Source organism: Pseudofrancisella aestuarii (genome assembly GCF_003574475.2).
Classification (GTDB): Bacteria; Pseudomonadota; Gammaproteobacteria; order Francisellales; family Francisellaceae; genus Francisella; species Francisella aestuarii.
The window spans coordinates 303514-329980 of the sequence record NZ_QLIS02000003.1; the positions used below are offsets into that span (position 1 = coordinate 303514).

Below are 26467 nucleotides of genomic sequence, written 5' to 3' on the forward strand. Positions count from 1 at the left end.
ATCAATCTAAGGAATAGGTACTGCTTTTAATAAAGTATTTATTACATCATCACTAGAGACACCATCAACCTCTGCTTCAAAAGTGAGTAAAATTCTATGTCTTAACACTTCATGAATAACAGCATGAATATCATATGGTGACACATAGTCTGCACCATTTAACCAAGCATGCGCTCTTGCTGTTCTATCTAAAGCTATAGTTCCTCTTGGGCTCGAACCAAATGAAACCCATTTAGCTAAATTAGCATCATATTTCCCTGGATCTCTAGTTGCTAAAACTAGCTGAATTATATAGTCTTCAACAGCTTGAGACATTTTCACTTTAAGTATCTGGTTTTGAGCATCAAATATAGTTTTCTGACGAATACTTAACTTGTCAAATTTATGACCTAATGCCTCACCTCTATTTATTGCCAAAATTTTTGCTTCTGTTTTAGGGTCTGGATAACCTATTTTGATAAACATCATAAATCTATCCAGTTGAGCTTCTGGTAGAGGATATGTTCCTTCCTGCTCAATAGGGTTCTGAGTCGCCATTACTAAAAATAGATCTGATAATGGATAAGTCTTCTTACCAACTGTTATCTGCTTCTCGCCCATAGCTTCTAACAATGCTGACTGAACTTTTGCTGGAGCCCTATTTATCTCATCAGCTAATAGTAAGTTATGAAACAAGGGTCCACTTTGAAATTCAAAAGATTGTCTCTGAGGGACATATATTTCTGTGCCCGTTAAATCAGCCGGTAAGAGGTCTGGAGTAAACTGAACTCTATGATAAGAACAGTCGATACATTCAGAAAGTGTTTTTATCGCTGTAGTTTTTGCTAATCCAGGCGCCCCCTCTACAAGAAGATGCCCTCCAGCTAAAAGTGCTATTAAAAGACGTTTATTTAAATTCTCTTGCCCAACAACTCTATTGTTTAGATATTCAAGTAGTTGACTAAATTCTTTATGCGCCGACATAAGTTCTCCCTTTAAGTCGTCAAAATTATTTTTATACAGCTAAGCTATAACCTTTAATCAATAAGTATAGCAATTTACACTATAATATAACTACTATATACTTTTGAAAAGTAGCTTTAATTAATAAAAATGAGTTCTTGGAATGCTATTTAGAAGTAAGATTTTTTTAACTTTCACTATTTATCTTATTATAACAACGTTGAGCGCTTGCTCTAGCTTTAACCCAGGATATAGCTCATTAAACGGTTCATTTGAGGCTCAAATAGATAAAAAGTTAGCTGATGTCTATGCAGCAACTAAAGAGGTTATAGCATATAAAGATTACACTATAACTTTAGACAGAAAAGATGATACTAGTGCAGAAATCTCTGGGCAAACAAAGAGAAACAAAACTTCTTTTAATATAAGCTTATCGGCAGAAACGAGTGATTCATCTTACATAAAAATAAAATATGGCTTACTCGGCAATAGAGATAGATCAGTAGCATTTCTTGATCAATTAAGAGACACTTTAGGAGCTGATGAATAGAATAATGTTATATACGGAGACACTTAGAGTCCTATCAATACAATCTCATGTAGTTTTTGGTTACGCTGGCAATAAAGCAGCTGTTTTCCCAATGCAAAAACTTGGTATCGAAGTTTCACCAATTTATACCGTCCAACTTTCAAACCATACAGAATATCCTTGCTACAAGGGTTCTTTTTTTAGCGCTGAAGATATTCAAGAAGTGATAAGCGGCTTAGAAGAAAATAATTTCTTAATGAAGCACAACGCTGTCCTTTCGGGCTACATAGGAAATCCTAACTTAGCTGAAGTTATTGCAAATACAGTAAAGAAAATGAAATCCGTAAATGATAATACTCTTTACTGTTGTGACCCAGTATTCGGTGATTTTTATGATTATCAAGAAAAAGGTGCCATTTTTGCAACCGCAGCTCACCCAAAGATGTTTTTAGAACACCTTCTACCTTTAGCAGATATTGTTACTCCAAACTTATTTGAATTATCAATTCTTACAGAACAAAATATTAATAATTATGAGCAATTAAAAAATGCTTGTGCAGTTCTTGTAGAGAAAAATAATAACCCAAATCAAATAATCGTAACTACTAGTACATCTTTTGATAAATCTAAAACAGGTATTGCTGTATTTCATAAAGATTATTTTTTTTACATGGAAACTCCTAAATATAAGGTTCAGAGTAAAGTTAGTGGTTCAGGAGATATTACCGCAGCAATGTTTTTAAGCTATATACTAAAAGGATTAGACATAAAAACTTCAATAGAAAATGTTATTAAAGCTTTAGATGGAATTTTCAAAACCACCTCAAAACTAAATACGGAAGAACTAGCTCTAATACAGGCTCAAGACTACATTAAATGATATGCAAAGATACAGCAAAATAACAAATGTCCATAAATATAAAAGAGAAATAGTCTTACTTAAAAGCCGTCCTTGCGCTTATGGTAAATGTACTTTTTGTGACTATATCCTAGACAATTCAAAAAACATAGATGAAATAAATACTATAAATTTAGAAGTCCTGAAAAATATAACTGGTGAATTTGGAGTTTTAGAAGTCATCAATTCAGGAAATATATTTGAACTTCCACACACAACAAAAACAGAAATAAAAAAAATAATAAAAGAAAAGAATATAAGACTTCTTTTTGTCGAAGCTCATTGGATGTATAAAGATCACTTACATAAAATCAAAGATCTTTTTGAAACTGAAATATTTATAAAAACTGGTCTAGAAAGCTTTGACTATAATTTTAGAGAAAACCTCCTAAAGAAAGGTTTTTATTATAACTCTGTAGAGCAATTAAGCAACCTTTATAATTCAGTATGTTTATTAATTGGTGTTAAAGGGCAAACTAAAGAAATCATAAAGAAAGATATTAAAATAGCTAAAAAGCACTTCTCACATACAACTCTTAATTTATATGTTGATAACACCACTCCTATAAAGGCTAATCCTGAGCTTAGAAACTGGTTTATGAATGAATATAAATATCTAGAAAATGATCCTCAATTTGAGATACTTTACAATATTGAAGATTTTGGAGTTGGTTCTATTTCTGATTAGTTTTTATTAGAAAGTCTAAAGCGCCTGTAACTGCAGCAACCTGAGCTAAAATACATTCTTCATCAGTAGCTCTTGGGCTATCAGGATAAACCTCTGTTGTTGTACTAAATTTAGCATCACTAAAACCAATACAGAGACCTAGTTTTTTTGTATCGTAATTTATAACACCCTCTTGCTCTATTAACTTGCCTATAATCTTTCCGTCAGCATCTGGAGGCGCAATATGAGTTACCTTTCTTACCGAATCGATTATTGCTTTTTGAAATTCAGGTTCCGGTCTTTCCGTATCACCAACCAAATAAAATCCATCAGGGACTCCATCTGCTGCATAATCAACACCATCCCTAGCAGCAAGAGCTGGTCTAAATTCACTCTCATCCGTATCTGTAGTCTCATGTAGATCTATGTGAGCTAAAAATTTAGTCCCTAGTGAACCAATATAATCAATAACCAAGCTCGACTCTTTTGCAGGACTATCTTTATAAAAAGAACGATTAGGATCTATTGCCAAAGGATTCCAACGATTTATAGTTTCATATCCCCATGGACTAATGCTTGGCAAAACTAATATATTAAATTTATCACTATATTTTTGCGCCTCATCTTTAAGAAACCTTAGTGCTCCCTGGACCCCACTTGTTTCATAACCATGAACACCTCCTGTAACTAAAATGTTTGGCTTAGAACTATCCCAATTAATAGATTTCACTGCATAAAGCTTATAATTAGATAAATATTCTAACTCACCATACTCTTCTATATTAAAATGCGCTCTAAGTTTTTCTATCTTTGAAACAACTTCCTTTTCATAAGAACGTTTTACTTTTTGTTGGGCAAACCATTCTTTCTTTTCTTTCTCTCCCCACTTTATTCCAGAGGTTCCAATTGAATAATAATTTTGAGTATCTAACATAGTGTCAATCTCTTAATCTAGTTTCTCACAATACCATTATAATATTTTTATTTATCTAACACTTATATTTGACCAGCTAATTTTTCTAATATATATTCAATCGCTAAGTTATTACTATTTAGCAGATCATGGAAAAATATCGCTTACTAATTGAGACTAATGATGAGAAAGGCCTTGTTTACAAAGTTTCAAAAACTATTTTTAAACACAATCTAAATGTTGAAAGAAACTCAGAATATGTTGATAAAGAAGAAAATAAATTTTTTATGAGAACTGTAGTTACTGGTAATTTTATTCCAGAAAAACTATTAGCCGATGTAAAAAGAGAATTACCAGAAGATGCTGAGATTAAATTAACTAATGATGACAATAAAGATATTGTAATCCTTGCAACAAAAGAAATGCATTGCCTTGGCGATCTCTTAATCAGACATACTGAAGGAAAGCTTAAAGCAAATATTAAAGCTGTTATTTCAAATCATAATAGTCTAAAAGAATTTGTAGAGAAATTTGATATCCCTTTTGAATATATTTCTCATGAGAATATATCTAGAGAAGAGCATGAAAAAAAAATTAGTCATGCTATAAATAAATATAGTCATGAATTAATAGTTTTAGCCAAATATATGAGAATTCTATCACCAAACTTTGTAAAGCTATTTGAAGGTAAATTACTAAATATTCATCACTCATTCCTACCTGCTTTCATCGGTGCTAATCCTTATAAACAAGCTTATGATAGAGGTGTTAAGATAATTGGTGCAACTAGCCACTTCGTTACAAATGATTTAGATGAAGGACCAATTATTGCCCAAGATGTAATAAGAGTAGACCATACATATTCTTGGCAAGCTATGCGAGATGCAGGCCAAAATGTTGAAAAAATAGTATTATCAAACGCCCTTGATTTAGTCTTAAGAGATCGAGTTTTTATATACAATAATAAAACTGTAATCCTCTAAATATCTAACCACTATACTACACTATTTTAGTATAGTATAAGCCAGTATTTTCAAGGCTTTCGGTACTATACAAATATTTATTTTTTTCCTATTTTATATATACAAAACTATCCCTTTGATATAAAATGTAAGTGTGTATTCATATACACAAAACTTTCAATAAAATTTATGAAATTTTAAAGTTTGATCGTTATAAACGTTTTTAATTAAAACAGGGGGAAATCATATGTTACCCACACTCTTGTCTGTTGATCTTGCTAGATGGCAATTTGGTTTAACGGCATCTTTTCACTTCTTATTTGTTCCTCTAACTCTTGGTTTGACATGGATTGTGTTTGCTATGGAGATTATGTATGTTAGAACAGGCAAGCAAGTATATAAAGATATGGTAAAGTTCTGGGGTAAGTTACTCGGAATAAATTTTGCCTTAGGTATTATTACCGGCTTAACTATGGAGTTCGAGTTTGGTACTAACTGGTCTTATTATTCACAATCAGTTGGTGACATTTTCGGTACTCCACTTGCTATTGAAGGTTTAGCGGCATTCATGCTTGAATCTACTTTTGCTGGCCTGTTCTTCTTTGGCTGGGACAAACTTAGTAAGAAGCAACATTTAGCTTCAACTTTTTGTTTAGCTATAGGCTCTAGCTTTTCAGCGTTACTAATTCTTGTAGCAAACGGATATATGCAACATCCTGTAGGCTCAGAATTCGTTGCCTCTACAATGAGGATGGAGACTATTAGCTTAGTTGATTTATTCCTAAATCATACAGCTCAAACAAACTTTGCTCACGTGGTTACTGCTGGTTATTCTACAGCTTCTATTTTTGTGGTTGGAATCAGTGCTTTTTACTTAATCAGAAATCGTGACGTTGATTTCGCTAAAAGATCTATTTCTATTGGTCTTGGATTTGGAGTAATCGCCACTTCTGTTGTTATGTATTTTGGTGACGCTAATGGTATAGATGCTTTTGAAGTTCAGCCTCTAAAAATGGCTGCCATTGAAGCTGAATGGGAAACACAAAAAGCTCCAGCCGCTTTTAATGCAGTTGCTTTCCCTAGCCAAAACAGTCAAAAAAACTATGCTGAAATTGAAATCCCAGCTGTCCTAGGTCTTATTGCAACGCACTCTACTGATATAGAAATACCAGGTGTGAAATCTATACTATATGGAAAAATGCAAGCGAATGGTGAAAGAAATCCTAACGTTGCATACTATACAACTAAAACAGGACAGACCGCTCATGCATCTCCTGAATATATAGCAGCACACCCTGATGAATTCGTAGCGATACCTTCTGCTGTTGTGATGATTCAAAAAGGAGCTCTTGCATACTCTGATCTATTAAAATGGAGAGAATCTGGTCATAAAGGTAATGAGCCAACAGGTTCTGATTATGGTTATTACACAAACCCTGACTATAGACAGTATATGGGCTTTGGTAAAATGTTAGTGCAGCCTGCTAATGAAAAATATGCTGACTCTACTATGCCTATGTCAGAAAGAATAGCAAAAGCAGCTTCAGATCAAAATCTAGTTAAAGAAGTTGCTACAAATATGGTTCCTGATGTATTTAGTATCTTCTGGTCATTTAGATTCATGGTTGGTATAGGTATCTACATGTTTGCTCTAATGGTTCTTGGACTAATTCTTTTAGCTAGAAATGCTCTAACAGAAAGTAGATTTAGCATATATGTCCTAAGAGCTATGGAATGGTCTATTCCTTTACCATTTATTGCTTGCTTACTTGGATGGTTTATTACTGAGCATGGTCGTCAACCTTGGACTGTATATAATCAGCTTCCTACTGACTTAAGCTCATCAGCGTTAACATCAGTCGATGTTGCTACATCTATGGCTATATTCTTACTTATAGATACTGCTCTATTTGCTGTGTTAATATTCCTAATGTTCAAATATGCAAAACTTGGACCGAGTAGTTTAGGTACAGGGAAGTATCATTTTGAACAAAAAAAAGAAAATAAAGAGGAGAGATAGATTATGTTATTCAGTACATTGCAAGTTATCTCTTGGTTAGTAGTTGGTGTATTAATATTTTTAGTTGCCGCTACAGTTGGCTCTGATTTTGGAGTTGGTATACTATCAAAATTTGTTGGTAAAACAGATTCAGAAAAAAGAGCAGTAATTAATGTGGCAGCTCCTACTTGGGATGGTAGCCAAGTTTGGTTTATCACAGCTGGTGGTGCCATATTCGCTATTTGGCCTCAAGTATACGCCACTAGTTTCTCTGGCTTATATATAGCTATCTTAGTTGTATTATGGGGCCTATTTTTAAGACCTCCTGCTTTTGAATATCGTAAAAAAGTAGATAATCAAAAGTGGAGAAACTTCTGGGATTGGATGCTTTTATTAGGTAGCGTTATTCCTATGGTTGTAATGGGAGTTGCTGTAGGAAACCTTTACCTTGGCTTTCCAATCGCATATGACGATACTGCCCGCTTAATTTATGGTGATATAGTTAATGGCCATTATCAATCTATGTGGATTACTTTATTTAGCCTGCTAACACCTTTTGCTTTACTATTCGGTGTATTTGCTTTAAACATGGCGTTAATGCATGGATCTACTTATTGTAAACTTAGAACTGCTGGAGTTTTAAGAGATAGATTTAGAGCTATTACCAATGTTACAACTATTATTTATATAGTATTATTTATAGTTGCTGCTATTTGGTTAATATTTATCCCTGGATATCAATATACTCCAAATGCTGATTTAGTTCACCAATCTGATGCTCTATATCAACCTTTTAGCTCAGCTGTTATTACCAGAGATCATTCTTGGTATTATAACTTCTGCCAAGCGCATATTTGGATGTGGTTTGCACCTATAATGGCTGTTGTTGGGGCTTTATTCATCATTAAATTTAACAAGCAAGATAAAGATTGGTCAGCATTTTTAGCTAGTTTAGTCTCTATTCTTGGAGCTGTTTTAACAGTTGGATTTGCATTATTCCCATTTGTTATGGCATCAAGCTCTGGTGATTACCAATATAGCTTAACTGTTTGGAATGCTAGTAGTAGCCAAACTTCTCTTATAGGAATTCTAGTTGCAGCGGTTGTTGTTCTTCCTATTATTTTCTCTTACACATTCTTTGTATATAAGAAAATGTGGGCAAATGGGCGTAGAATATCAGCTGAAGAAGTTGAACAACATTCTCATGATATGTATTAATATAAGGAGATTAAATATATGTTTTATTTAGCTTGGATAAGCGCTGCGTTTTTAGCAGTTGGTGTTGGTTGCTTTGTAGCAAGTCGAATTGATAAAAAAGAAGATAATAAGTAAATTTTAACCACACTCATCTTTCTAATAATTCTATCAAAGCAATATGTAAAATAAATTACACTAGACCTATGGGATCTACATCAAAATAAACTTTTATAACTTTATTTTCACTAATTTCCAAAAGCCTTCTTACATAATTGATAAAACTATTTATATCTTTTCTTTCTGATGCTGTTATCAATAAACTATATTTATAAATATTATTTTTTTTAAGATGTGTTGCTGGAAGTGGCTTTGTAATAAAAATATTTTCACAACTACTTACAGTATCATATAAGTTATTTAAAAAATTTAACACATCAGCTTCTTTTTTTGCTTCAGCAATTATTTGTGCTTGATATGTATATGGCGGATAATTAAGAGCCTTTCTCTGTTCTAATAAATAATCTAAAAACTCCAAATAATCAGTTTGTATGAGCTTCTGTAAAATTGGGTTTTCTGGTTGATAGGTTTGCAGTAACACACGACCTTCTTTGTCACCTCGACCAGCCCTACCTGCCACTTGAATAATCAATTGTGCATTTTTTTCAACTGCATGAAAATCTGTACTGTAAAACCCTGCATCAGCGTTAATTAGCCCAACTAAAGTAATATTTTCAAAATGATGACCCTTAGCTACCATTTGTGTACCAACTATAACATCAATTTTATTATTAGTTATTTCATCAATTATTTTATCTAAATCTCTATTATTTTTAATATTCTCTCTGTCAAACCTTACTATCTCATTGTAAGGAAATTTCTCTTTCAAAGCAGACTGAATTTTCTCAGTACCAACGCCATAAGGAAAAAGCTCTGTAGAGCTACAGCTATTGCACTGTATAACTATCTGTCTTTTATCTCCGCAAAAATGGCAAGCCAAATATTGATTAGGATATGTATGTAAAGTATATGGCTTATCACATTTTTTACACTCAACAGCCTCTCCGCAACTATTACATACTAATGCTTTTGCATATCCCAACTTATTCACAAAGAGTAAAGATTGCTCATGCTTTTGAATATTTTTTTCTAAGAGAGAAACTAAAATATTGCTTAATCCATTGCTGACTATAGCTGACCTTAAATCTATGATTTTTACCTGAGCAGGCGCATATTTTGAAACCCTTTCTGTAAGCTTTAATAGATTATATTTTTTATTAATAACATTATAATAACTCTCTATTGATGGTGTAGCACTTCCCAAAATTATAGGAATATCTGCAAATTTAGCTCTCAATATCGCTAAGTCCCTTGCACTGTAACGAATAGTCGATGTTTGTTGCTTAAACGAATTATCATGCTCTTCATCAACCACAATTATTCCTAGATCTTTAAAATCAGCTAACACTCCACTTCTAGTCGCTATAACAATATTCGCTATACCTTTTTTTATATAGTGCCAGTTTGTTAATCGATCGTTTTCTGTCAGCTTTGAGTGAAGAGAAACAATATTTTGATTAGAGAATCTATCTTTAAACCTTTTTAAAGTCTGTGGTGTTAAATTTATTTCTGGTATTAAAACTAGCGCTTGTTTTCCTTCACTTACATAATTCTGAATGGTCTGTAAATAAACTTCCGTTTTACCACTACCCGTAACCCCATATAATAAAAAAGTATTAAATCTATTGGTCTTTAAAAGACTATTTAAGACTTCTAACTGTTCATTTGTTAATTTCTTATTATTTTCTTTTGTCTTAGAACTTGGTATTAAAGCTTTTATTCTTGTGCTTTTAACTAAAATATTCTTATTTAATAAAGCTCTTATAATGCCATCTGAATATCCTAAATTCTTAATTTCATTTAATAAATAAGTATTATCTCCAATCTCTTCTACTAATAGTTGTTGCTTAGCTGTTAATTTTATATTTGATAATATATCTATATCTACAGATAAGAAAGTTTCCTCTTTTGGATTAACAATTTCCTTTTTAAAATAATCATTCGGTAAGGCTAATTTTATTACACTATATAAATCTGAATGATAATACTTTGCTGTCCATTCTATTAGTTTTTGAATGTCTTTACTTATTAAGACGTTATCATTATCTAAAACTCTGATTATGCTTTTAATCTTTGAGGGATCATAGTTTACTTCCACATTAATATCAGTAATAAAACCTATAAGTTTTCTATTACCAACAGGAACTAAAACTCTTTGAAATAATTTTATTTCGGTATCTATTGAATAATCTAACAAGTAAAAAGGAGGAACAGCTAGAGCAACTTTGACTATCATTATTTTTCAGTATTAACTTTACCGTATTTATGCCAGAAATAAAAACCATATACAGCTGTTAAAAAGAAGATAAAGTTTTGTATAACTTGGCCATATAACTCTTGATCATACATAACAACCACAAAGTATAGATCTGAAATTATCCAGATCACCCAATTTTCCATAAACTTTTCTATTGTCATTATAATTGCAGCAAAGGTAATACCTGTTAAAAGACCTGTAGAGACTATATCTTGAGAGCTTGTAATATAATTAAAGCCTATAGAAAATATACATAGCAATATTATGTAAAATATATATCTTACATAATCAAAAGGTCTCATCCATTTAACATTAGCAAATTCATTTGTAACACCCTGCTTATACCAGCTATACCAACCATAGCTAAAAAACACAACATAAACAGTTTGTAATAAAACTAATGAATATATTCCTTTATATGCAAATAAAACTAATAAAAGTACAGCTCCAACGATACCTAAAGACCACGACCATATTTTTAATCGAGCAAGATAAAAAGTATAAAGAACATTGATAATAAGAGCAGACCAATCCAAAAACTCTAACATATTAACCTCTTTATCTATTAGAAACAGTCGTAAACTTTTATATTTAGATTTTTCTGTAATTCTACTTTGATCTGATTTATTTTCCTAATATTACTTGTTTTAAAATTTAATGTATCAACAAACAAATTATAAACTTCTAATAATTTCAAATTTTTAATATCACAGTTTAAATAACATATTTCATTAGAATCAATTCTAATGATATTAGCATCATCTAATCTATGCAAAACTAATTTAACTTTATCATAATCAGCTATAGCAAGTTTCGAATATAGTTTTGAAAGAGCAACTCCACCTTTAAGCATTCTTTGGTGCTCATAAAGCTCTCTTAAAAGATTTATAACTATAGTTAAGTTATCTCTTTTTACCTCTTTAGTAAAATGAACGTTTACTGAAAGTAATTCTAAACCTTTCATCATTACAGCCCCGACCAATGTAATGTGCCAGGTGATAAAAACCCAAAGAATAAAAATAGGTATCAATGATAATGAACCATATATCACTGAATATGTTGGAACATAAAATATATAAAGAGAAAAAAGTCTTTTTGCTATTGTGAAAACTACGGCCACAAATAAAGAAGCTATAAAGGCTGATCTTGAGCTTACTTTTGTATTAGGTAATATCCTATAAACAACAAAAAATGCCGCCACGAGAAATAAGAAAGATGTGAAATTTATTATATACTGTTCGACTCCCATATCTGTAACTACCCATGACATCGAGAGTAGATAAGTACTAGAGATAAATACAAAGCCAAAAAATATTGGCCCTATAGTCATTAAAGCCCAATATACTAAAAAGCTTTGTAAAATACTTCTAGCTCTTTTAACATAAAAGATTTTATTTAAAATAATTTCTAAGTTCTTTATCATAAAGAAAATAATAGCTAATAAGAAAATTACCGAAAGTATTGGTAATGAAGATACTTTTCTCGATAAAGAAACTATATAATCTTGAACGGTAGATGCTGTCGAAGGTAGCATATTATCAAATATAAACTGTTGAATTTTTTGAGACAGCGGAGTAAATACTTCAAAAGTATTTAAAATATTTATTATAATTAAAAAAGTAGGAACAAAAGCAAATAGACTTGTAAGAGTAAGAGCTGAAACAGCAGTAGGACATTCCTTTTTGAAGTACTCTTTAAATACCCAAGTCCAATAATTTTTAAAAATTAAAATATACTTTTTTAAAAGTGCTGTATTAGGCATAATGGAAGTGCAATGAAAAACATATTAATACTATACTATACACAAGGTGGAAGTACAAAGAAAATGGCTGAAACTATCGCTTTAGGTGTTGAATCAGCTGGTGCTAATGCCATTCTTAGAACTGTGCCAAATATTTCTCATAATACAGAGCAAACTGAGCCAAAGATACCTAAAGATGGTGATCTATATGCAACTAAAGAAGATATTGCTAACTGTGATGGCATAATAATTGGTAGTCCAGCATATTTTGGTAATATGGCAGCAGCTTTAAAATTTTTCCTCGAAAAACATAGTGATTTATGGTTCAAGGGAAGCTTAATTGGTAAACCAGCTGGCTTTTTTACTTCTGCCTCTAGTATGCATGCTGGTCATGAAAGCACTTTATTATCGATGATGATTCCTTTTCTACATCATGGTTGCCTTATCACAGGGATACCATATAGTGAGCAAGCTTTAGAAAAAACTAAAACAGGTGGTACTCCTTACGGAGCTTCTCATCTAAATACTTTCTCTCCGCAAAAAACGCTATCTGATGATGAAATAAAAATCTGTAAAACCCTTGGCAAAAGGATAGCTGAAATAGCAAAAAAACAATCAAACTAAATAAAGGAGTATGAAAATGAAAACATACTTTATCATTTTACTTTCTTTAATAAGCCTATCATTAACAGCATGTTCATCAACTTCTGAGCCAACTTATTCTGGAAACTCTATTGGTCAAGTATCTAATGTAGAATCCGGAACCATAATAGCTATAGAAAAGGTAAATATTAAAGGCACTCATGAAACAGGTGAAAGAGCCGGAGCTATCGCAGGTGGTTTAGGTGGCGCTTTTGCTGGTGGCGGCAGCATGTTAACACATATTGCAGGATCTATTGGTGGAGCTGTAGTTGGTGGACTAGCTGGAGCAGCTACACAAGATGTCTTAACATCTGGTGAAGCATATCAGTTTATAATTAAAAAACCTTCTGGCCAGACTATATCAGTACTACAAACAGATGATAGCAATTTAAAAGTTGGAGATAATGTTACTATTTTACTATCTGGAAATAATACAAGAATTATTTCTAGTAACCCTACAACAAAAACAGATTCTACGCCTAATTAAATAAAGTCACAAAACTATCTATATCTTCTCGGGCTGTGCGATAATTATTTACTACGGCACCTTTATCTTCATATCCAAGAGAAACTCCAAAAAGTAAAACAAAATCATCATATCCTAACTCTTCTTTTACTATTTCTGGATACTGTCCCAAAGATGCTTGTGGGCAAGTAGCTAAGCCAAGTTCATTTGCAGCCAACATAACTGATTGTAAAAGCATACCACAGTCAATATATGCGCTTGCTCCAGTATTTGAGTATTTGAAAAAGAATAAAGTTACAGGTGCATCAAATGATAAATAATTCTTCTTCCATTGCTCCATTCTTTTTTCTTTATCATCTCTTTTTATATCTAAAGCATCATATAAAGCAGCTCCACATGCAATTGCTCTAGCTTTTAATTCTCCCTCTAAAGCTCCACCCTCATATTCATATTCCATTTTAGGTTTTTGTCCACTTTCGAAGGCTTTTAATATTCTCTTGGTTACTTTTTTCTGCTTTTCTCCGCTTACTACAGCTATTTTCCAAGGCTGTGTGTCTTTAGCTGAAGGAGTCCACTTAACAGCATCAAACATTTTTTCTAAAGTTTCTTTAGGTATATCTTTATCTAAAAAAGCCCTGACTGACTTACGTGTTTTTAAAGATTCAATAACTGTCATAAAATAAAATTATAAATTTTACTAATAATAAAATTTTAACGAAGATTTATAATAAATAATATGTCTATACATACACTTTTCTTATTTCTCGCAATATCTTAAGTTTTTATCACAGAAAATAAATGTTACTCTAAATCTGAGAATACTTTTCATTTCATATCCCAAAGGAGAGTTTTATGAGAGTTGAATCAGATAGCATGGGAAAAATTGAGGTTGCTGATAATTATTACTGGGGAGCTCAAACCCAAAGATCTTTACAATACTTTTCTATAGGTTCAGACTTAATTCCAAAAGAAGTTATAAAAGCTATGGCTATTGTAAAAAAAGCCTCTGCCATAGCCAATAATAAGCTAAGAATACTGCCTAAAAATAAAAAAGATATTATAGTCAAAGTAGCTGATGAAATAATAGAAGGAAAACTTAATAATCATTTTCCTCTCCATGTTTGGATGACAGGAAGTGGAACTCAATCTAACATGAATGTTAATGAAGTCATTTCAAATAGAGCTATTGAGCTATTAGGTGGAAAAATGGGAAGCAAAGACCCTATCCATCCAAACGATGATGTAAATATGTCTCAATCATCTAATGATGCTTTTCCTACAGCAATGTACATAGCTACAGCTTATGAAATAAAAAATCAACTGCTCCCAGCTGTTGAATATATGTTCAAAGATCTAAATAAAAAAGCTAGAAAATGGAGAAATATAACAAAAATAGGTAGAACACATATGCAAGATGCCGTTCCCTTAACTTTAGGACAAGAGTTCTCTGGCTATGCCGCTCTATTAAAAAAAAATATTCAAAGAATTAAACATTCATTACACGATGTATATGAGTTAGCTTTAGGCGGTACAGCAGTCGGAACTGGTTTAAATGCGCCGGAAGGTTTTTCTGAAAAAGTTGCCAAACACATATCTAATATTACTAACCTGCCTTTTGTTTCAGCTAAAAATAAATTTGAGGTTCAGGGATCTCATGATGCTTTAGTTGCTATTATGGGTCAACTAAAAACATTAGCTAACTCCTTATTTAAAATTGCTAATGACATTAGAATACTTAGCTGTGGCCCTAGAGCTGGTCTACACGAACTTTTACTTCCTGAAAACGAGCCTGGGTCATCAATTATGCCAGGAAAAGTAAATCCTACTCAATGTGAAGCAATGGCGATGGTTGCTGCTCAAGTTATTGGATATGATGTGGCTGTTGGTATTGGTGGAAGTTCTGGTTATCTAGAAATGAATGTTTACAAGCCTTTAATGATTTTTAACATAATTCAGTCAATAAAAATATTATCCGACAGCTGTATTAATTTTACGAAATATCTTTTAGAAGGAATGGAACCAAATAAAGCTAAAATAGATTATTATCTCAAAAACTCTTTAATGCTTGTTACAGCTCTAAGTCCCGTTATAGGATATGATAAAGCCTCTAAAATGGCTCATTATGCTGATCAAAAAAATATCTCTTTAGCAGAAGCAAATAAATACCTAAAATTTTTATCTGAAGATGAATTTAAGAAAGTAGCTAATCCATACAAAATGACTAAAGGTGGAATATTATAAAGTATTTTATTCTTGTCCAGTAATATCAAATACTTTAACGTTAATTCCCAAGGTTTCGGTTCCTCCACCTCTATAGATAGTTCCTGAAGTTGGTGTAGCGTCTATATAGTTACGTCCACAAGCAATTCTAATATGATCTGTATTAACCTCACAACCATTTGTTGGATCATAACCAACCCAGCCAACCCATGGTAAATAAACTTCTACCCATGCATGTGTTGCATCACTCATTTGAGTGTTTTCATATTTACCGCCGTTAAATATATATCCAGCTCTATATCTTGCTGGTATACCTAAAAGCCTTGATAGGCATATAAACAAGTTCGAGAAATCCTGACAAACACCCTCTCTTGTTATATATACATCATAAGCTGTAGTACCAAAGTTTGTTGCATTAGGAACATATTTATATTCATAATATATAGTCTTATTTATATCTTCTAAAACAGATATAACATCACTATTATTCCTTTTTACAAAACTAATAGCATATTCCATTAATTCTTCTAATTGAGTCTCAGGGAGTTCTGTTGGTAATAAATAAGGCGTCATCATCTGTCTTTGCCAAGGCATCCAAGGAAGTGGCATCGTTGTACGACGATGCACAGAATTTTTCTTTAATGGACAAGAGCTTAGTGCAATTTTTGACTCCATTTTTATAGTAAGCTCTTTATAAGGCTCATTTGTTTTAAAGAAAGTCACTTCATTATCAAAAACATCTTTGTAATGCTCACTATCACATTCAACAGATACTTTTAATGAATAGTCTATTATCTTTTGATTTGAATCCTCAACAGGTCTCATTCTAATAGAATGTTTACTTAAATTAACTGCTTGAAGATAGCTGTAGCTAGTCTCATGAGTCACATGCAATATTCTTGGTGGCGCAGATAAATTTCTATTAACCCTAACTATCTCATCTTTTTGCAAAATAGGTAATTCGCTATTTTCCCTAGGGGCATTAAAATTATTTAAATTATTATTAGTTGTGCCTGGGAAATTATAATTATAGTTTAGCGCATCACTACTCCAGATCACTAGCCCTCTAGAAACAACAACCATTTTCCCTGGCTCTAATTTCCTCCAATCCCCAGTATTTTCAGAATAACTAGTAGAGAAAATCATATATGTTCTCAAGGAGTCATCATTTGCACCTGTAGAGATATACACTTTATTTAAATTCAAATAGCAGTAATTACTTGGTGGAAAAAATCTAGAATAATATATCGGATTATAGTCATCAACATCTTGGTATATTATTGTATTTTCACCATTGGATATGAATAAATTGGCCTGACCTGTTTCATTTATTTTTTTTAATAAGTCATATGCAAAATAAAGACCATCAACATCTAACTCTCTAATATTATTTTTCTTTAGCTGAGATAAAAACCAGCATAAAATATATTCTGAATCCGTTGTCCCTACCGGCTCAAAATCATTAGCATCTAATGTTAGTGTGTTTTTGTATCCATGATTCAGATCCCCGTTATGTACAAGAGTCCATTCTTTTCCAGCATATGGCTTAACGAATGGCTGAATATTTAAATCAGTCCGAGATTGATTAGTATCATAAATATGCCCAAGAAATGTATTTGATAAAAAATTAGAGTTTTTCTCAAACATTGTTTTTAGTGCATATACATTATCTACTTGTGTATCTTTTATCACAGTAGCAGCATTATAATTTGTATGGTACCAACCCACTCCCCACATAAAATCTTTATCAAACTTTAAGCTTGGATTAGGGTTATAAAAACCAATCCTAGGAGTAATGGGGCAGTCTGAAGATATAGCAATAATTTTACTAAGCATACTTTAGGCCTTAATAATTTTATATAAATAATTCGTAGAGAATATTTAAGATGATTTTTCACCTTATATTAAGAAGGAATTTTACACTTTTATAGGAAATTATTCATCATTTTCTAACATGGCTACATAATAGCTAACATCTGCAACGAAAAACTCTTTTGATATACATGAAGATAGTTCACTTAATTTATCTATTACATGTGTAACGAAATTATGAATATTTTGCAATAACTCCTCTATTGGAGTTTCTTCAATATAGTCAACAATTTCTGTTAATCTTTCTTTTGATTCTGATCCAACGTCTGAAGTTCCTCTAGACATTTTCTTCAAAATAAATAGTGCGTCCTTAAGGCAAAAAGGTATTGTCCTAGGATAATCACTCTCTCTTAATAAGAACTTAGCAACATCTGCTCTTGTCAACTCAAGCTCAGACTTCCTCATAAAAGCATCATTTGACATACTATAAAGTAACATTTCTTGCCAATATTGGGATTCACTCATTGATTTGTGCATAGACCCTAAATTTATATTTCTATGATAGTAAACATCGCCTAATCTTAGTGTAAAATCAGCCCTTTCTATAAGCATCCCTAACTTCATGAAATTATATGGATCATCTCTTAAGATAAAGTTGTGATAATATCCTATCCATGTAAAACAGAATTTAATTATTCTTTTACCAAAGTTTAAAAGGTCTATCATAGAAATCTTTTGAGTCTCTGGATTACTTATCCATAACCAAATCTCATTCATCTCTTCCCACATATCTGCAGAAATTAAATCTCTAACAATTCTTGCATTCTCTCTAGCAAAAGAAAATGAAGCATAAACTGAAGAAGGATTTTCTTTATCCCAAATTAAAAACTCTTGGATTTTTCTGCTATTTGTTTTAGCTTCTTTTCCATATTTTTCAATAAAAAGTTTCTCTCCTCCTGTAACAATTACTAAAGGAAACCAAACCTCTTTTGCATCTTTAAAAGTTTCTAACTCAACGTTATACGCTACATCTATAGCATTTGTTAGCATCAGAACTCTTTCAATATTTCTACTTAACCAAAAACAGTTTTCAGCCGTGCGAGAAATCATTTGTCACCCCCTAAAACCCAAGTATCTTTAGAACCGCCACCTTGACTAGAATTTACAACATAAGAACCTTCTTTAAGAGCTACTCTTGCTAAGCCTCCTGGTAAAATCCACGTTTCCTTTCCAGTCACTAAAAATGCTCTTAAATCAACTCTTCTAGGTACAACTTTACCATCAATAAATGTCGGGCTTGTCGATAATTCAACCAACGGTTGAGCGATATAAGCTCTTGGCTTAGCTTTTATTTTATTTACAAACTCTTGGCATTCTTCCTGAGTTGCTTGAGGTCCAATCAACATACCATAACCACCTGAGCCATTAGCCTCTTTAACAACAAGTTTATGGATGTTATTTATAACATAAGCTCTATCTTTTTCTTCACTACAAAAATAAGTTTTTACTTGAGCAAGTAATGGCTCTTCTTTTAAATAGTAACGAATCATATCATGAACGTATGGATATATTGCTTTATCGTCAGCAATACCATTACCTACAGCATTAGCTAAGACAACATTTCCAGCTATATATGCTTTCATTATTCCTGGAACACCAAGCATACTTTCTGGATTAAAAAATTCAGGATCTAAGAATTTATCATCTATTCTTCTATATATAACTGATACTAATTTAGGACCTTTTGTAGTTTTTAGATACACATGATCATCATGAACAAATAAGTCTGAGCCTTGTACCAATTCACACCCCATCTTCCTAGCTAAATAACTATGCTCAAAGTATGCGGAATTATACTGACCAGGAGTTAGTACTACGGTTAGACCTCTTTGTTTCTTGCCATTTACTTCTTTTGTTGGAGAAATACTTGCCAAAGCTTTTCTTAACTCTGTTGGATAATCTAGAACTCTTTTTACATTTAAGTCAGAGAAAACTTCAGGAATAGCTTTGATTAAAGATTGACGGTTCTCTAATACGTAAGAAACGCCAGATGGAGTTCTAACATTATCTTCTAGAACCATAAATCCATTTTCATCTTTAATAAGATCTAACCCTGCTATATGACAATAAACACCATGAGGAGGTTTTATTCCTCTCATTTCAGGTAAATATTCATCTGATGACTCGATTAACTCTCTAGGAATCACACCATCCTTAAGTATATTTTGATCCCCATAAATATCATTTAAAAAAGCATTAAGTGCTTTTAATCTCTGTTTTAATCCTTTTTCTAACTGAGTCCACTCTTCTTCTGAAATTATTCTAGGAATTAAGTCAAAAGGAAATATCTTTTCAGTACCTTGATTATCGCTATAAACAGTAAATGTAATACCACTTTTCAAGAAAGAAGCATCAACAAATTTCTGCTTTTCATATAACTTATTAGCTGAAAAACTACCTAGCACCTCTACAAAAGGGGCTACTTCACTCCTAATAATTCCCTTACTTAAGAATATTTCATCATATACATTTTCATAAGGATTATAATTACTAAATACACCTTTATTTTTACCCATATGCAAGCTGGACCTCCTAAGCTAAAAACCTAAAAAAAATTATAGCACATATCTTATTTTAAGTGGTTAGAAAAAATATTGACTTATATAAAAAAAGACCTATAATTTGATCTTTCCCCGTTAAATAAATTACTTTAACGGCAAAAAACAATATAATTTTAACGTTAAAAGGAGGCAATAAAATGACACAATTATCAAAAATATTAGCTAAAAGACCTTCTTTATCTAAATCTTTTAGTAAGAAAGTCTCTCTAAATAGCTTTGTGAAAACAACAGATTTAAATAGTTCTAGCTCTAAAGATAATCAGAAAAAATAATCTTAATCTACTTTAAACTCTCCACATCTACCTATTTATATATTAAAATAATGCTTTTAAAGAGGTCTACTTAGATAAGAAATGTTAAATAAGAAATTAATACTTACATACTTTGTCTGTATAATACTCATTTTTAATTCCGGATGGATAGATAGTATAGTTCTATATAAATCTTTTGGTGCCTCTGTTGCAGCGATGACTGGAAACTATAGAATTCTAGGGCATAGCATATCAGACTCAGACTGGGTATTTGCTTACCATGTAATGGTTCTTATCATAGGTTTTATAATAGGATCAGCTATAAATGGAGCTATTATAAAACAAGACAGCTACATCATTTCCAAAAATCATACAAAAGCCTTAGTTTTGCAAAGCTACATAGTCCTTATGGGTGCTATTTTTATTGACATTCACCACAATCACATAGTTATTGATGATATATTCTTAGCTGTATCTATGGGTATGCAAAATAGCTTTACAACATTGTTTTTTGGTGGATTCGCTAGAACGACTCATATGACAGGCACAACAACAGACCTTGGCATAGAAATAGGAAGAGCACTAAATGGTCGCTTTGAAAATATATGGAAAATCCCTTTCTTTACTATATGTATTATTGTTTTCACATTAGGTAATGCTGCTGGAGTAATATGGGTTAGGATTTCTGGAGACCTTTTTACTTTAATGTTATTCCCTTCAATACTTTTACCGATATTTGTTGGGATGGTAATACTGTTTATGTATAAAATAACAAAAAAAAGTGATAATTTAAGATAACAACAAATAATTCATTGGTGAATCTGGACACTGTCCAACTCCACACTCTAAAAAGGTTAAAACTATATTTAAAGCAATTGTCAAAACATAAAGCCAAATGATAATATTTCCTATTTTTGTCATAAGGCTTTTTTCAGGAACATCATATTTATCATCTAAATATAACGTAACTAAACAGTTCCATGCAATAGCTAATCCAGCTATAACTACTACCCATGTATACAAGTGTAGCCCAAAAACTGCATCTCCATAAAAGCCGCTACCTGGCTCTATATGAATAAGAACTTGTCTGACAGCAAAAATCATTGTGAACAAACACGCAAATGTTGACACCGCATAATATCTTGATTTATTACCAAACTTCATATTCATCATATAGCCAATGCCTATAGCCATAATCCCTGCTCTTTGAAGCAAGCATAATGGGCATGGTAATTCATGAAGTATAATTTGGATTACTACAGCTCCTAAAGAAATACCGGTAATACCAAGCAATCCAAGAGCACTCAACATATAAGATTCATTTCTTTTAAAAGCTTCTGTCATATTTACTACCTCTTAATATTGCAGACCTAAAGGATCTGTAGCATGATGTATAAATTCTAGCTCAAGAACTAATATTGTAAGCAAGAAAAAAAGAACGGCCCACCTATTTTTTTTTATTAAAATACATATAGCTGTTATAAATAACATAAGAAAGTTTAAAACCATGATGATTTCTCCTTAGCCTCTTTACTGCAATCAATTATATTTATCTTACTAAGCTCTTTCCATGAGTCTTTTGGACATTTTTCTGGTCTAGATTCTGGCATACAGTACCCACTCCATCCTCTCATATTTTCAACTTGAAGACATTTTTTAAAACCTTTAACACTTAAATAGCCAGGTGTTTGAGTTGCTGGATTATTCCCTACTAATGTTTTTTCTTGATCAACTGTCATCTGTTGCGCTGCTGAAGTACTTGTATCGTCTGCTGCAAATACAAAACCTATACCACTTATGAACATAGTTATTATTAAACCAATTTTAGAAACTTTCTTCATTATCGTATCTCTCTATTATTGATATTCTTAATTATCAGTATAAATACTATTATATTTTTTTTCTAGATACTCTATATAATGATTAGGATTCAAATATTCTCCTGATAGATTGTATATAATTTCATCCGCTGTTTTTAATGAGCCATATTGATGAATATTTTCATTCAGATACTTTAAAATACTACTTAACTCGCCTTTCTCTAAACATTGATTAATATCAATTTTTTCATTCATCGCACTAAATATTTGAGAGGCATAAACAGTTCCTAGCGCATAAGTTGGAAAATATCCAAATAATCCTGCTGACCAGTGAACATCTTGCAATACCCCTTCTTTGAAGTTTCTTGGGCTTATTCCCAAATATTCTTCATATTTACTATTCCATAAAGTCGGTAGATCACTTATTGAAATATTTTTCTCAAAAATTTCCTTCTCTATCTCATAGCGAATTAAAATATGTAAGGGATAAGTTAACTCATCAGCTTCTACTCTTATAAACCCAGGCTCAACACAATTTATTCCTTTATAAAACTCATTCAAGGACACTTTTGATAAGTTATCTGGGAAAATACTCTGAAGATTTGAATACTGATTTATCCAAAAGGATTTGTTTTTACCAACTAAATTCTCGTAAAATCTAGACTGAGATTCGTGGATGCCTAATGTTACCCCCGTCCCAAGAATAGTATTGTAAATATTATCGCCTATATTTTGCTCATACATAGCATGACCAGTTTCATGGATTGTACTAAAAATAGATGACGCAAATAATTTTTCCATATAACGCGTTGTCATTCTTACGTCATATTTATTAAAATTTAACGTAAATGGATGTGCACTCTCTTTCAATAATCCACTATCAAAATCAAACCCCAAGTATTTTGCTACATCTCTAGAAAACTGCTTCTGTTTTTCAACAGAATAACCTTTTTTTAAAAAGTCGACTCTGACTTGAGACTGTTTCTTTATTTTATCTAACAAGGGAACTATTTTTTCTCTTAATCCATTAAAAAAAGGATCTAGCTTTGCTACTGTCATCCCTTCCTCATAATCATCTAACAGCACATCATAAGGATGATTAACATAGCCTATATAATTTACATATTTTTTTTGATACTTTATTATTTTTTCAAGATATGGTGCAAATGTAGCGAAGTCATCATTCTTTCTTGCTTCTGCCCAAATATTCTGAGCTTGAGATATTAGTTTTGTATATTCAACATATTCTTGCTTTGGAACTTTATTTAACTTAACCTTATCTTTTGTTGTTAAGTAAACAATGCGCTTACTAACTTCATCTAAATCACCAATATCTTTATTTAAAACTTGTAAGCTTTTATCAAGCTCTTCTGAATTCATTATTTCATAAATTTTTTGAGAGAAGAAGCCTATAACCTCTGACGTCGTATTAACTGAATTTTTTGGAGCTCCTGTCTCTAAATCCCAATGCATTAACGAAATTGCATGATTATATTTTTTCTTCTCACTTAAAATATTATTTAAACTTTTTAATGCTTGTTTTGTATCCATACTGTTTTTTAATTTCCTTTCATTTTTGCTTTTCTTTCAGCAGTTAATACTCTTCTCAAAAGAGTATCATAAATAGGGGTTTGATGATGTATATACGTAACCATTGAGGCGCTAAAGCACGTTATCATAAGAGGTAACAATAGCTGATAATTCCAAGTCATTTCTATAACTAAAACTATCCCCGTTAAAGGAGCTCCAACAGTAGCGGTAAATAAAGCACTCATGCCAGCCACAGCAAAAACTTCTGGTGCAATATTATACTGGGGAAAAAGATTAGTAACTATTATTCCAAATGCTAAACCAAAAACTGTACCTAAGGCAACCATTGGTGCAAAAATACCACCTGAAACTCCGGTTCCATAAGATACGATAACCCCAATAAATCTTAAAATTATTAGAATTATTAAGCCTTTTAGGGTTAAGTTATCACTAAATGAGTTTGCTATAACCACATAACCCCCACCTACAGCATTTGGCATAAGCACAACACCCACACCAAACACTATACAAATTGAAACAACAGATACCCAAAACCGTCTTCTTGATCCATTTGCGAAAAAATCTGCTACTTTGATAAGACCTTTACTAAACAATAATCCAAAATAACCAAATATTGCTCCTAACACTAAAAACAACCATAGTGTGTTTTGAGGAACTGATGAAAAAGTTTCTACCTTGATAGCCGGAGGGTTACCAACCATCATCCTAGAAACAATAATACTTACTATAGTTGTAATAATTACACATTTTATTGCAGTCACACTAAATCTAAACTTTCTATTCATCTCCTCAATCACAAAAACAATTCCTGATAAAGGTGTGTTAAATGCTGTTGCTAAACCAGCACTAGCACCCGCAGATATTAAGGCATTTGCATATTTTTTTGTTAACTTGAATCTATCAATAAATATCTGAGAAATAACTGCTGACATATGAACTGTCGGACCTTCTTTTCCAAGACTCAAACCAGATCCAAGAGAAAAAATACCACTAACAAACTTAACTGGAGCAACTCTTGGTCTAAGCTTACGACATCCTTTTAATGCACCTTCAACCTCATGAATACCACTACCACCAGCCTCTTTAGCGAATTTTTTTACAATCCAAATTGAGATACAAACCATAATAGTTGTTATAAAAATAGATAAGATAATTTCCAACCAAACGTTACCGTTAGCCAATTTAAATATCTCTTTTTTTAACTCAAATATTTTATCCAGTGCTAACTGAAATGAAGTTCCAACAAAGCCTATGATAAGTCCGCATAAAGCTCCTAAGAAAACAAGAACCCATATGTGCCTATGTTGCGTATAATACCTATCTAGGATTTTGTAAATGATAAATTTCATAAAAACAGCGCTAATGTCTGCAAATAATATTTGAAATTATACATCTAAAATATTACAAAAGAAGTTTTTATACCTAAAGTTTAACTTCTAACTAAATTACCACTTATCTGATCAGCAATTTTTGCAGAAAGTTTTTCATCCCCCAAAATGCCATATCTGATTGTTATACTTGTTAATTTTGGTCCCAATAATTCTATAGTAACAGTAATTTTGTCAGAATCATTTTTTGTCTCTGCAGTAACTGTAGCACTTTCAGACCCAATTGACTTATCTTTAAGTGTATAAAAGCTTGAGTTTGTTTGAAATGTTTTTATTGTTGCACTATACACATCTCTCATTGTATTAGGAACTTCAATTACATAATTACCATCCTGATAATAATAAACTCCTCCTGCAGCTAAAGCAGCTCCTCCAATCAATATAGCAGCCGTAATACAACTATTTAGAGAAAATGCTACAAGAAAAGCAAAAAACACTAAGCATATTTTTTTCATAATGCTCTTAACAATTTATTAATTAAAGTTTTGAAACGGAAACTACATTTTTTTGAATCTCATCCATCAAGGTCGAAGATTGAGCTTGATCACCAAAATGGCCAAATTTTATAGAAACTTTCGAAGCACTACTATCGAGTTTATCTATATCAACATAAAAGTCTGTAGAATCTAACTTTGTAGCGCCAATAATTTCTGCATTTGAATCAATAAGTGATTTAGATACCAACACATAGGAATCATTAGATTTCACAGCTTTTAATGCAGCATTATAAACCTGGGTAATACTACCTTTGACATTCATAGTATATGTACCATCAAGATATGCTTTTGTTCCATCTCCAGTAACTGCAGCCGTAATACAACCACTTAAAGATAATATTGATATCCCTATAAATACTACATAAACAAACTTACTAAGTTTCACCATATTCTCCACAAGCCTTTAAAGCGCTGGTTCTATATTTACTTTATCAACATTAAAGTTATTTAAATTCTTTTTAATAATTGGGATCAATGCTGATGATCTTATTTCATCTCCACCTTGCCCATATTTTATTCTAATCCTTGATGAATCATCAGATATTTTACCAATTACAATATATAAATACTCTGAACTCTCTACACTACTTTGGGCTTTAATCAAAGCCGATTTATCATTTATTTTATTTACACTTATAACATAAGGATTTCCTTGATAATCATAAGTTTGCCCAGTTTCTATCACTCTTAATGTTGCATCATAAACTTGCTTCACACTACTATCTATATTGACAGTGTAATTTCCTTGTTCATATGTAGCATCCGTTTGATCAGTAGTTGCACAGCCACTTATAAAAAGAAAAAACCCTAAAATAGCGATTACAATTATTTTACTAACCCTCATAAGAGACTCCTTCAAAAAAACAAAAAATCAAATTAAATAAACCTTTTATATTATATAGCCTTGATAGATCTCAATGCAATAATTTAATTGCTATAAAAACTGATTTAGAATAAGCTAAATATGAGAGTTTTCT

General features: G+C 31.8%; 29 protein-coding genes. 12 read left to right on the forward strand and 17 right to left on the reverse strand.

Annotation, left to right across the window (positions count from 1 at the left end; genetic code table 11):
* Positions 1 to 6: 6 nt before the first annotated feature.
* On the reverse strand, positions 7 to 963 hold the full coding sequence (locus DNK87_RS08325; RefSeq protein ID WP_119331101.1) for an AAA family ATPase: 957 nt from the start codon (positions 961 to 963) through the stop codon (positions 7 to 9).
* 142 nt (positions 964 to 1105) lie between these two features.
* Here DNK87_RS08325 and DNK87_RS08330 point away from each other — a divergent pair, with 142 nt between their 5' ends.
* From DNK87_RS08330 to DNK87_RS08340, 3 genes are read left to right on the forward strand one after another with little or no spacing between them, the layout of a single operon-like run.
* Positions 1106 to 1492 (forward strand): DUF3568 family protein, encoded by a 387-nt coding sequence (locus tag DNK87_RS08330; protein WP_119331102.1) that lies wholly within the window; start codon positions 1106 to 1108, stop codon positions 1490 to 1492.
* Positions 1485 to 2351, forward strand: coding sequence for a pyridoxal kinase (gene pdxY, locus DNK87_RS08335; RefSeq protein WP_244614641.1), 867 nt, complete (start codon positions 1485 to 1487; stop codon positions 2349 to 2351). The genes DNK87_RS08330 and pdxY overlap by 8 nt, the downstream gene beginning before the upstream one ends.
* Position 2352: 1 nt before the next feature.
* Entirely contained in the window at positions 2353 to 3057 is a 705-nt protein-coding gene (locus DNK87_RS08340) for a radical SAM protein (RefSeq protein ID WP_119331103.1), read from the forward strand.
* Here the strand turns inward: DNK87_RS08340 and DNK87_RS08345 are convergent.
* On the reverse strand, positions 3044 to 3970 hold the full coding sequence (locus DNK87_RS08345) for a M14 family metallopeptidase (protein ID WP_119331104.1): 927 nt from the start codon (positions 3968 to 3970) through the stop codon (positions 3044 to 3046). The two genes, DNK87_RS08340 and DNK87_RS08345, sit on opposite strands and share 14 nt — an antisense overlap.
* A 128-nt stretch (positions 3971 to 4098) precedes the next feature.
* On the opposite strand from DNK87_RS08345, the gene purU reads away from it, so the two are divergent.
* The 4 genes from purU (at position 4099) to DNK87_RS08365 (ending at position 8242) form a co-directional block, all read left to right on the forward strand.
* Positions 4099 to 4932, forward strand: a complete 834-nt coding sequence (purU, locus tag DNK87_RS08350; RefSeq protein ID WP_119331105.1) for a formyltetrahydrofolate deformylase — start codon at positions 4099 to 4101, stop codon at positions 4930 to 4932.
* 226 nt (positions 4933 to 5158) lie between these two features.
* Entirely contained in the window at positions 5159 to 6931 is a 1773-nt protein-coding gene (locus DNK87_RS08355) for a cytochrome ubiquinol oxidase subunit I (protein WP_119331106.1), read from the forward strand.
* Between the two features lie 3 nt (positions 6932 to 6934).
* Positions 6935 to 8128 (forward strand): cytochrome d ubiquinol oxidase subunit II, encoded by a 1194-nt coding sequence (gene cydB / locus DNK87_RS08360; RefSeq protein WP_119331107.1) that lies wholly within the window; start codon positions 6935 to 6937, stop codon positions 8126 to 8128.
* An 18-nt stretch (positions 8129 to 8146) separates the two neighbouring features.
* Complete coding sequence (locus DNK87_RS08365; protein ID WP_119331108.1) at positions 8147 to 8242, forward strand: cytochrome bd oxidase small subunit, CydX/CbdX family; 96 nt, start codon at positions 8147 to 8149, stop codon at positions 8240 to 8242.
* Positions 8243 to 8297: 55 nt separating this feature from the next.
* On the opposite strand, the gene priA is transcribed toward DNK87_RS08365, so the two are convergent.
* The 3 genes from priA to DNK87_RS08380 are packed head-to-tail and all read right to left on the reverse strand — an operon-like array spanning position 8298 to position 12243.
* Entirely contained in the window at positions 8298 to 10460 is a 2163-nt protein-coding gene (gene priA / locus DNK87_RS08370; protein WP_119331109.1) for a replication restart helicase PriA, read from the reverse strand.
* Positions 10460 to 11029 carry a nicotinamide riboside transporter PnuC gene (pnuC, locus tag DNK87_RS08375; RefSeq protein WP_119331110.1) on the reverse strand — a complete coding sequence of 190 codons (570 nt, stop codon included), beginning with the start codon at positions 11027 to 11029 and terminating at the stop codon, positions 10460 to 10462. The genes priA and pnuC overlap by 1 nt, the downstream gene beginning before the upstream one ends.
* A gap of 17 nt (positions 11030 to 11046) precedes the next feature.
* A complete protein-coding gene (locus DNK87_RS08380) occupies positions 11047 to 12243 on the reverse strand; it encodes a YihY family inner membrane protein (RefSeq protein ID WP_119331111.1) in 1197 nt (398 codons plus the stop codon).
* Positions 12244 to 12255: 12 nt separating this feature from the next.
* On the opposite strand from DNK87_RS08380, the gene wrbA reads away from it, so the two are divergent.
* Complete coding sequence (wrbA, locus tag DNK87_RS08385; protein ID WP_119331112.1) at positions 12256 to 12846, forward strand: NAD(P)H:quinone oxidoreductase; 591 nt, start codon at positions 12256 to 12258, stop codon at positions 12844 to 12846.
* Between the two features lie 16 nt (positions 12847 to 12862).
* Positions 12863 to 13351, forward strand: coding sequence for a hypothetical protein (locus DNK87_RS08390; protein WP_119331113.1), 489 nt, complete (start codon positions 12863 to 12865; stop codon positions 13349 to 13351).
* On the opposite strand, the gene DNK87_RS08395 is transcribed toward DNK87_RS08390, so the two are convergent.
* Positions 13344 to 14006, reverse strand: a complete 663-nt coding sequence (locus DNK87_RS08395; RefSeq protein WP_119331114.1) for a nitroreductase — start codon at positions 14004 to 14006, stop codon at positions 13344 to 13346. The two genes, DNK87_RS08390 and DNK87_RS08395, sit on opposite strands and share 8 nt — an antisense overlap.
* Positions 14007 to 14182: 176 nt before the next feature.
* On the opposite strand from DNK87_RS08395, the gene fumC reads away from it, so the two are divergent.
* Positions 14183 to 15571 (forward strand): class II fumarate hydratase, encoded by a 1389-nt coding sequence (gene fumC / locus DNK87_RS08400; protein WP_119331115.1) that lies wholly within the window; start codon positions 14183 to 14185, stop codon positions 15569 to 15571.
* A gap of 6 nt (positions 15572 to 15577) precedes the next feature.
* Here the strand turns inward: fumC and DNK87_RS08405 are convergent, their stop codons facing one another.
* The 3 genes from DNK87_RS08405 to DNK87_RS08415 all read right to left on the reverse strand — a co-directional run bounded on the left by DNK87_RS08405 (position 15578) and on the right by DNK87_RS08415 (position 19938).
* The gene (locus DNK87_RS08405) at positions 15578 to 17386 is read right to left on the reverse strand and encodes a class II glutamine amidotransferase (RefSeq protein WP_119331116.1); all 1809 of its coding nucleotides are present in this window, start codon (positions 17384 to 17386) and stop codon (positions 15578 to 15580) included.
* 99 nt (positions 17387 to 17485) lie between these two features.
* Positions 17486 to 18412 carry an alpha-E domain-containing protein gene (locus DNK87_RS08410; RefSeq protein WP_342212433.1) on the reverse strand — a complete coding sequence of 309 codons (927 nt, stop codon included), beginning with the start codon at positions 18410 to 18412 and terminating at the stop codon, positions 17486 to 17488.
* A gap of 56 nt (positions 18413 to 18468) precedes the next feature.
* Positions 18469 to 19938, reverse strand: a complete 1470-nt coding sequence (locus DNK87_RS08415; RefSeq protein ID WP_119331118.1) for a circularly permuted type 2 ATP-grasp protein — start codon at positions 19936 to 19938, stop codon at positions 18469 to 18471.
* Positions 19939 to 20120: 182 nt separating this feature from the next.
* Here DNK87_RS08415 and DNK87_RS09045 point away from each other — a divergent pair, with 182 nt between their 5' ends.
* Together DNK87_RS09045 and DNK87_RS08420 are read left to right on the forward strand one after the other, a co-directional pair.
* Positions 20121 to 20255, forward strand: a complete 135-nt coding sequence (locus DNK87_RS09045; protein WP_280177134.1) for a hypothetical protein — start codon at positions 20121 to 20123, stop codon at positions 20253 to 20255.
* Positions 20256 to 20336: 81 nt separating this feature from the next.
* The gene (locus DNK87_RS08420) at positions 20337 to 21032 is read left to right on the forward strand and encodes a YoaK family protein (RefSeq protein ID WP_119331119.1); all 696 of its coding nucleotides are present in this window, start codon (positions 20337 to 20339) and stop codon (positions 21030 to 21032) included.
* Here DNK87_RS08420 and DNK87_RS08425 read toward each other — a convergent pair.
* The 8 genes from DNK87_RS08425 to DNK87_RS08460 all read right to left on the reverse strand — a co-directional run bounded on the left by DNK87_RS08425 (position 21024) and on the right by DNK87_RS08460 (position 26334).
* Positions 21024 to 21578, reverse strand: coding sequence for a disulfide bond formation protein B (locus DNK87_RS08425; RefSeq protein ID WP_119331120.1), 555 nt, complete (start codon positions 21576 to 21578; stop codon positions 21024 to 21026). The genes DNK87_RS08420 and DNK87_RS08425 overlap by 9 nt on opposite strands.
* A gap of 12 nt (positions 21579 to 21590) precedes the next feature.
* Positions 21591 to 21743 (reverse strand): DUF5993 family protein, encoded by a 153-nt coding sequence (locus DNK87_RS08430; RefSeq protein WP_154401852.1) that lies wholly within the window; start codon positions 21741 to 21743, stop codon positions 21591 to 21593.
* Positions 21734 to 22075: a hypothetical protein gene (locus tag DNK87_RS08435; protein WP_119331121.1), complete on the reverse strand. Its 342-nt coding sequence runs from the start codon at positions 22073 to 22075 to the stop codon at positions 21734 to 21736. Before DNK87_RS08435 ends, DNK87_RS08430 begins: the two co-directional genes overlap by 10 nt.
* 27 nt (positions 22076 to 22102) lie before the next feature.
* The gene (locus tag DNK87_RS08440; protein ID WP_119331122.1) at positions 22103 to 23605 is read right to left on the reverse strand and encodes a carboxypeptidase M32; all 1503 of its coding nucleotides are present in this window, start codon (positions 23603 to 23605) and stop codon (positions 22103 to 22105) included.
* A gap of 8 nt (positions 23606 to 23613) precedes the next feature.
* The gene (clcA, locus tag DNK87_RS08445) at positions 23614 to 24945 is read right to left on the reverse strand and encodes a H(+)/Cl(-) exchange transporter ClcA (RefSeq protein ID WP_162523397.1); all 1332 of its coding nucleotides are present in this window, start codon (positions 24943 to 24945) and stop codon (positions 23614 to 23616) included.
* An 89-nt stretch (positions 24946 to 25034) separates the two neighbouring features.
* Positions 25035 to 25448, reverse strand: a complete 414-nt coding sequence (locus DNK87_RS08450; protein ID WP_119331124.1) for a DUF3568 family protein — start codon at positions 25446 to 25448, stop codon at positions 25035 to 25037.
* 22 nt (positions 25449 to 25470) lie between these two features.
* Positions 25471 to 25878 carry a DUF3568 family protein gene (locus DNK87_RS08455; protein WP_119331125.1) on the reverse strand — a complete coding sequence of 136 codons (408 nt, stop codon included), beginning with the start codon at positions 25876 to 25878 and terminating at the stop codon, positions 25471 to 25473.
* Positions 25879 to 25893: 15 nt separating this feature from the next.
* Complete coding sequence (locus DNK87_RS08460) at positions 25894 to 26334, reverse strand: DUF3568 family protein (RefSeq protein WP_119331126.1); 441 nt, start codon at positions 26332 to 26334, stop codon at positions 25894 to 25896.
* Between the last annotated feature and the right edge of the window lie 133 nt (positions 26335 to 26467).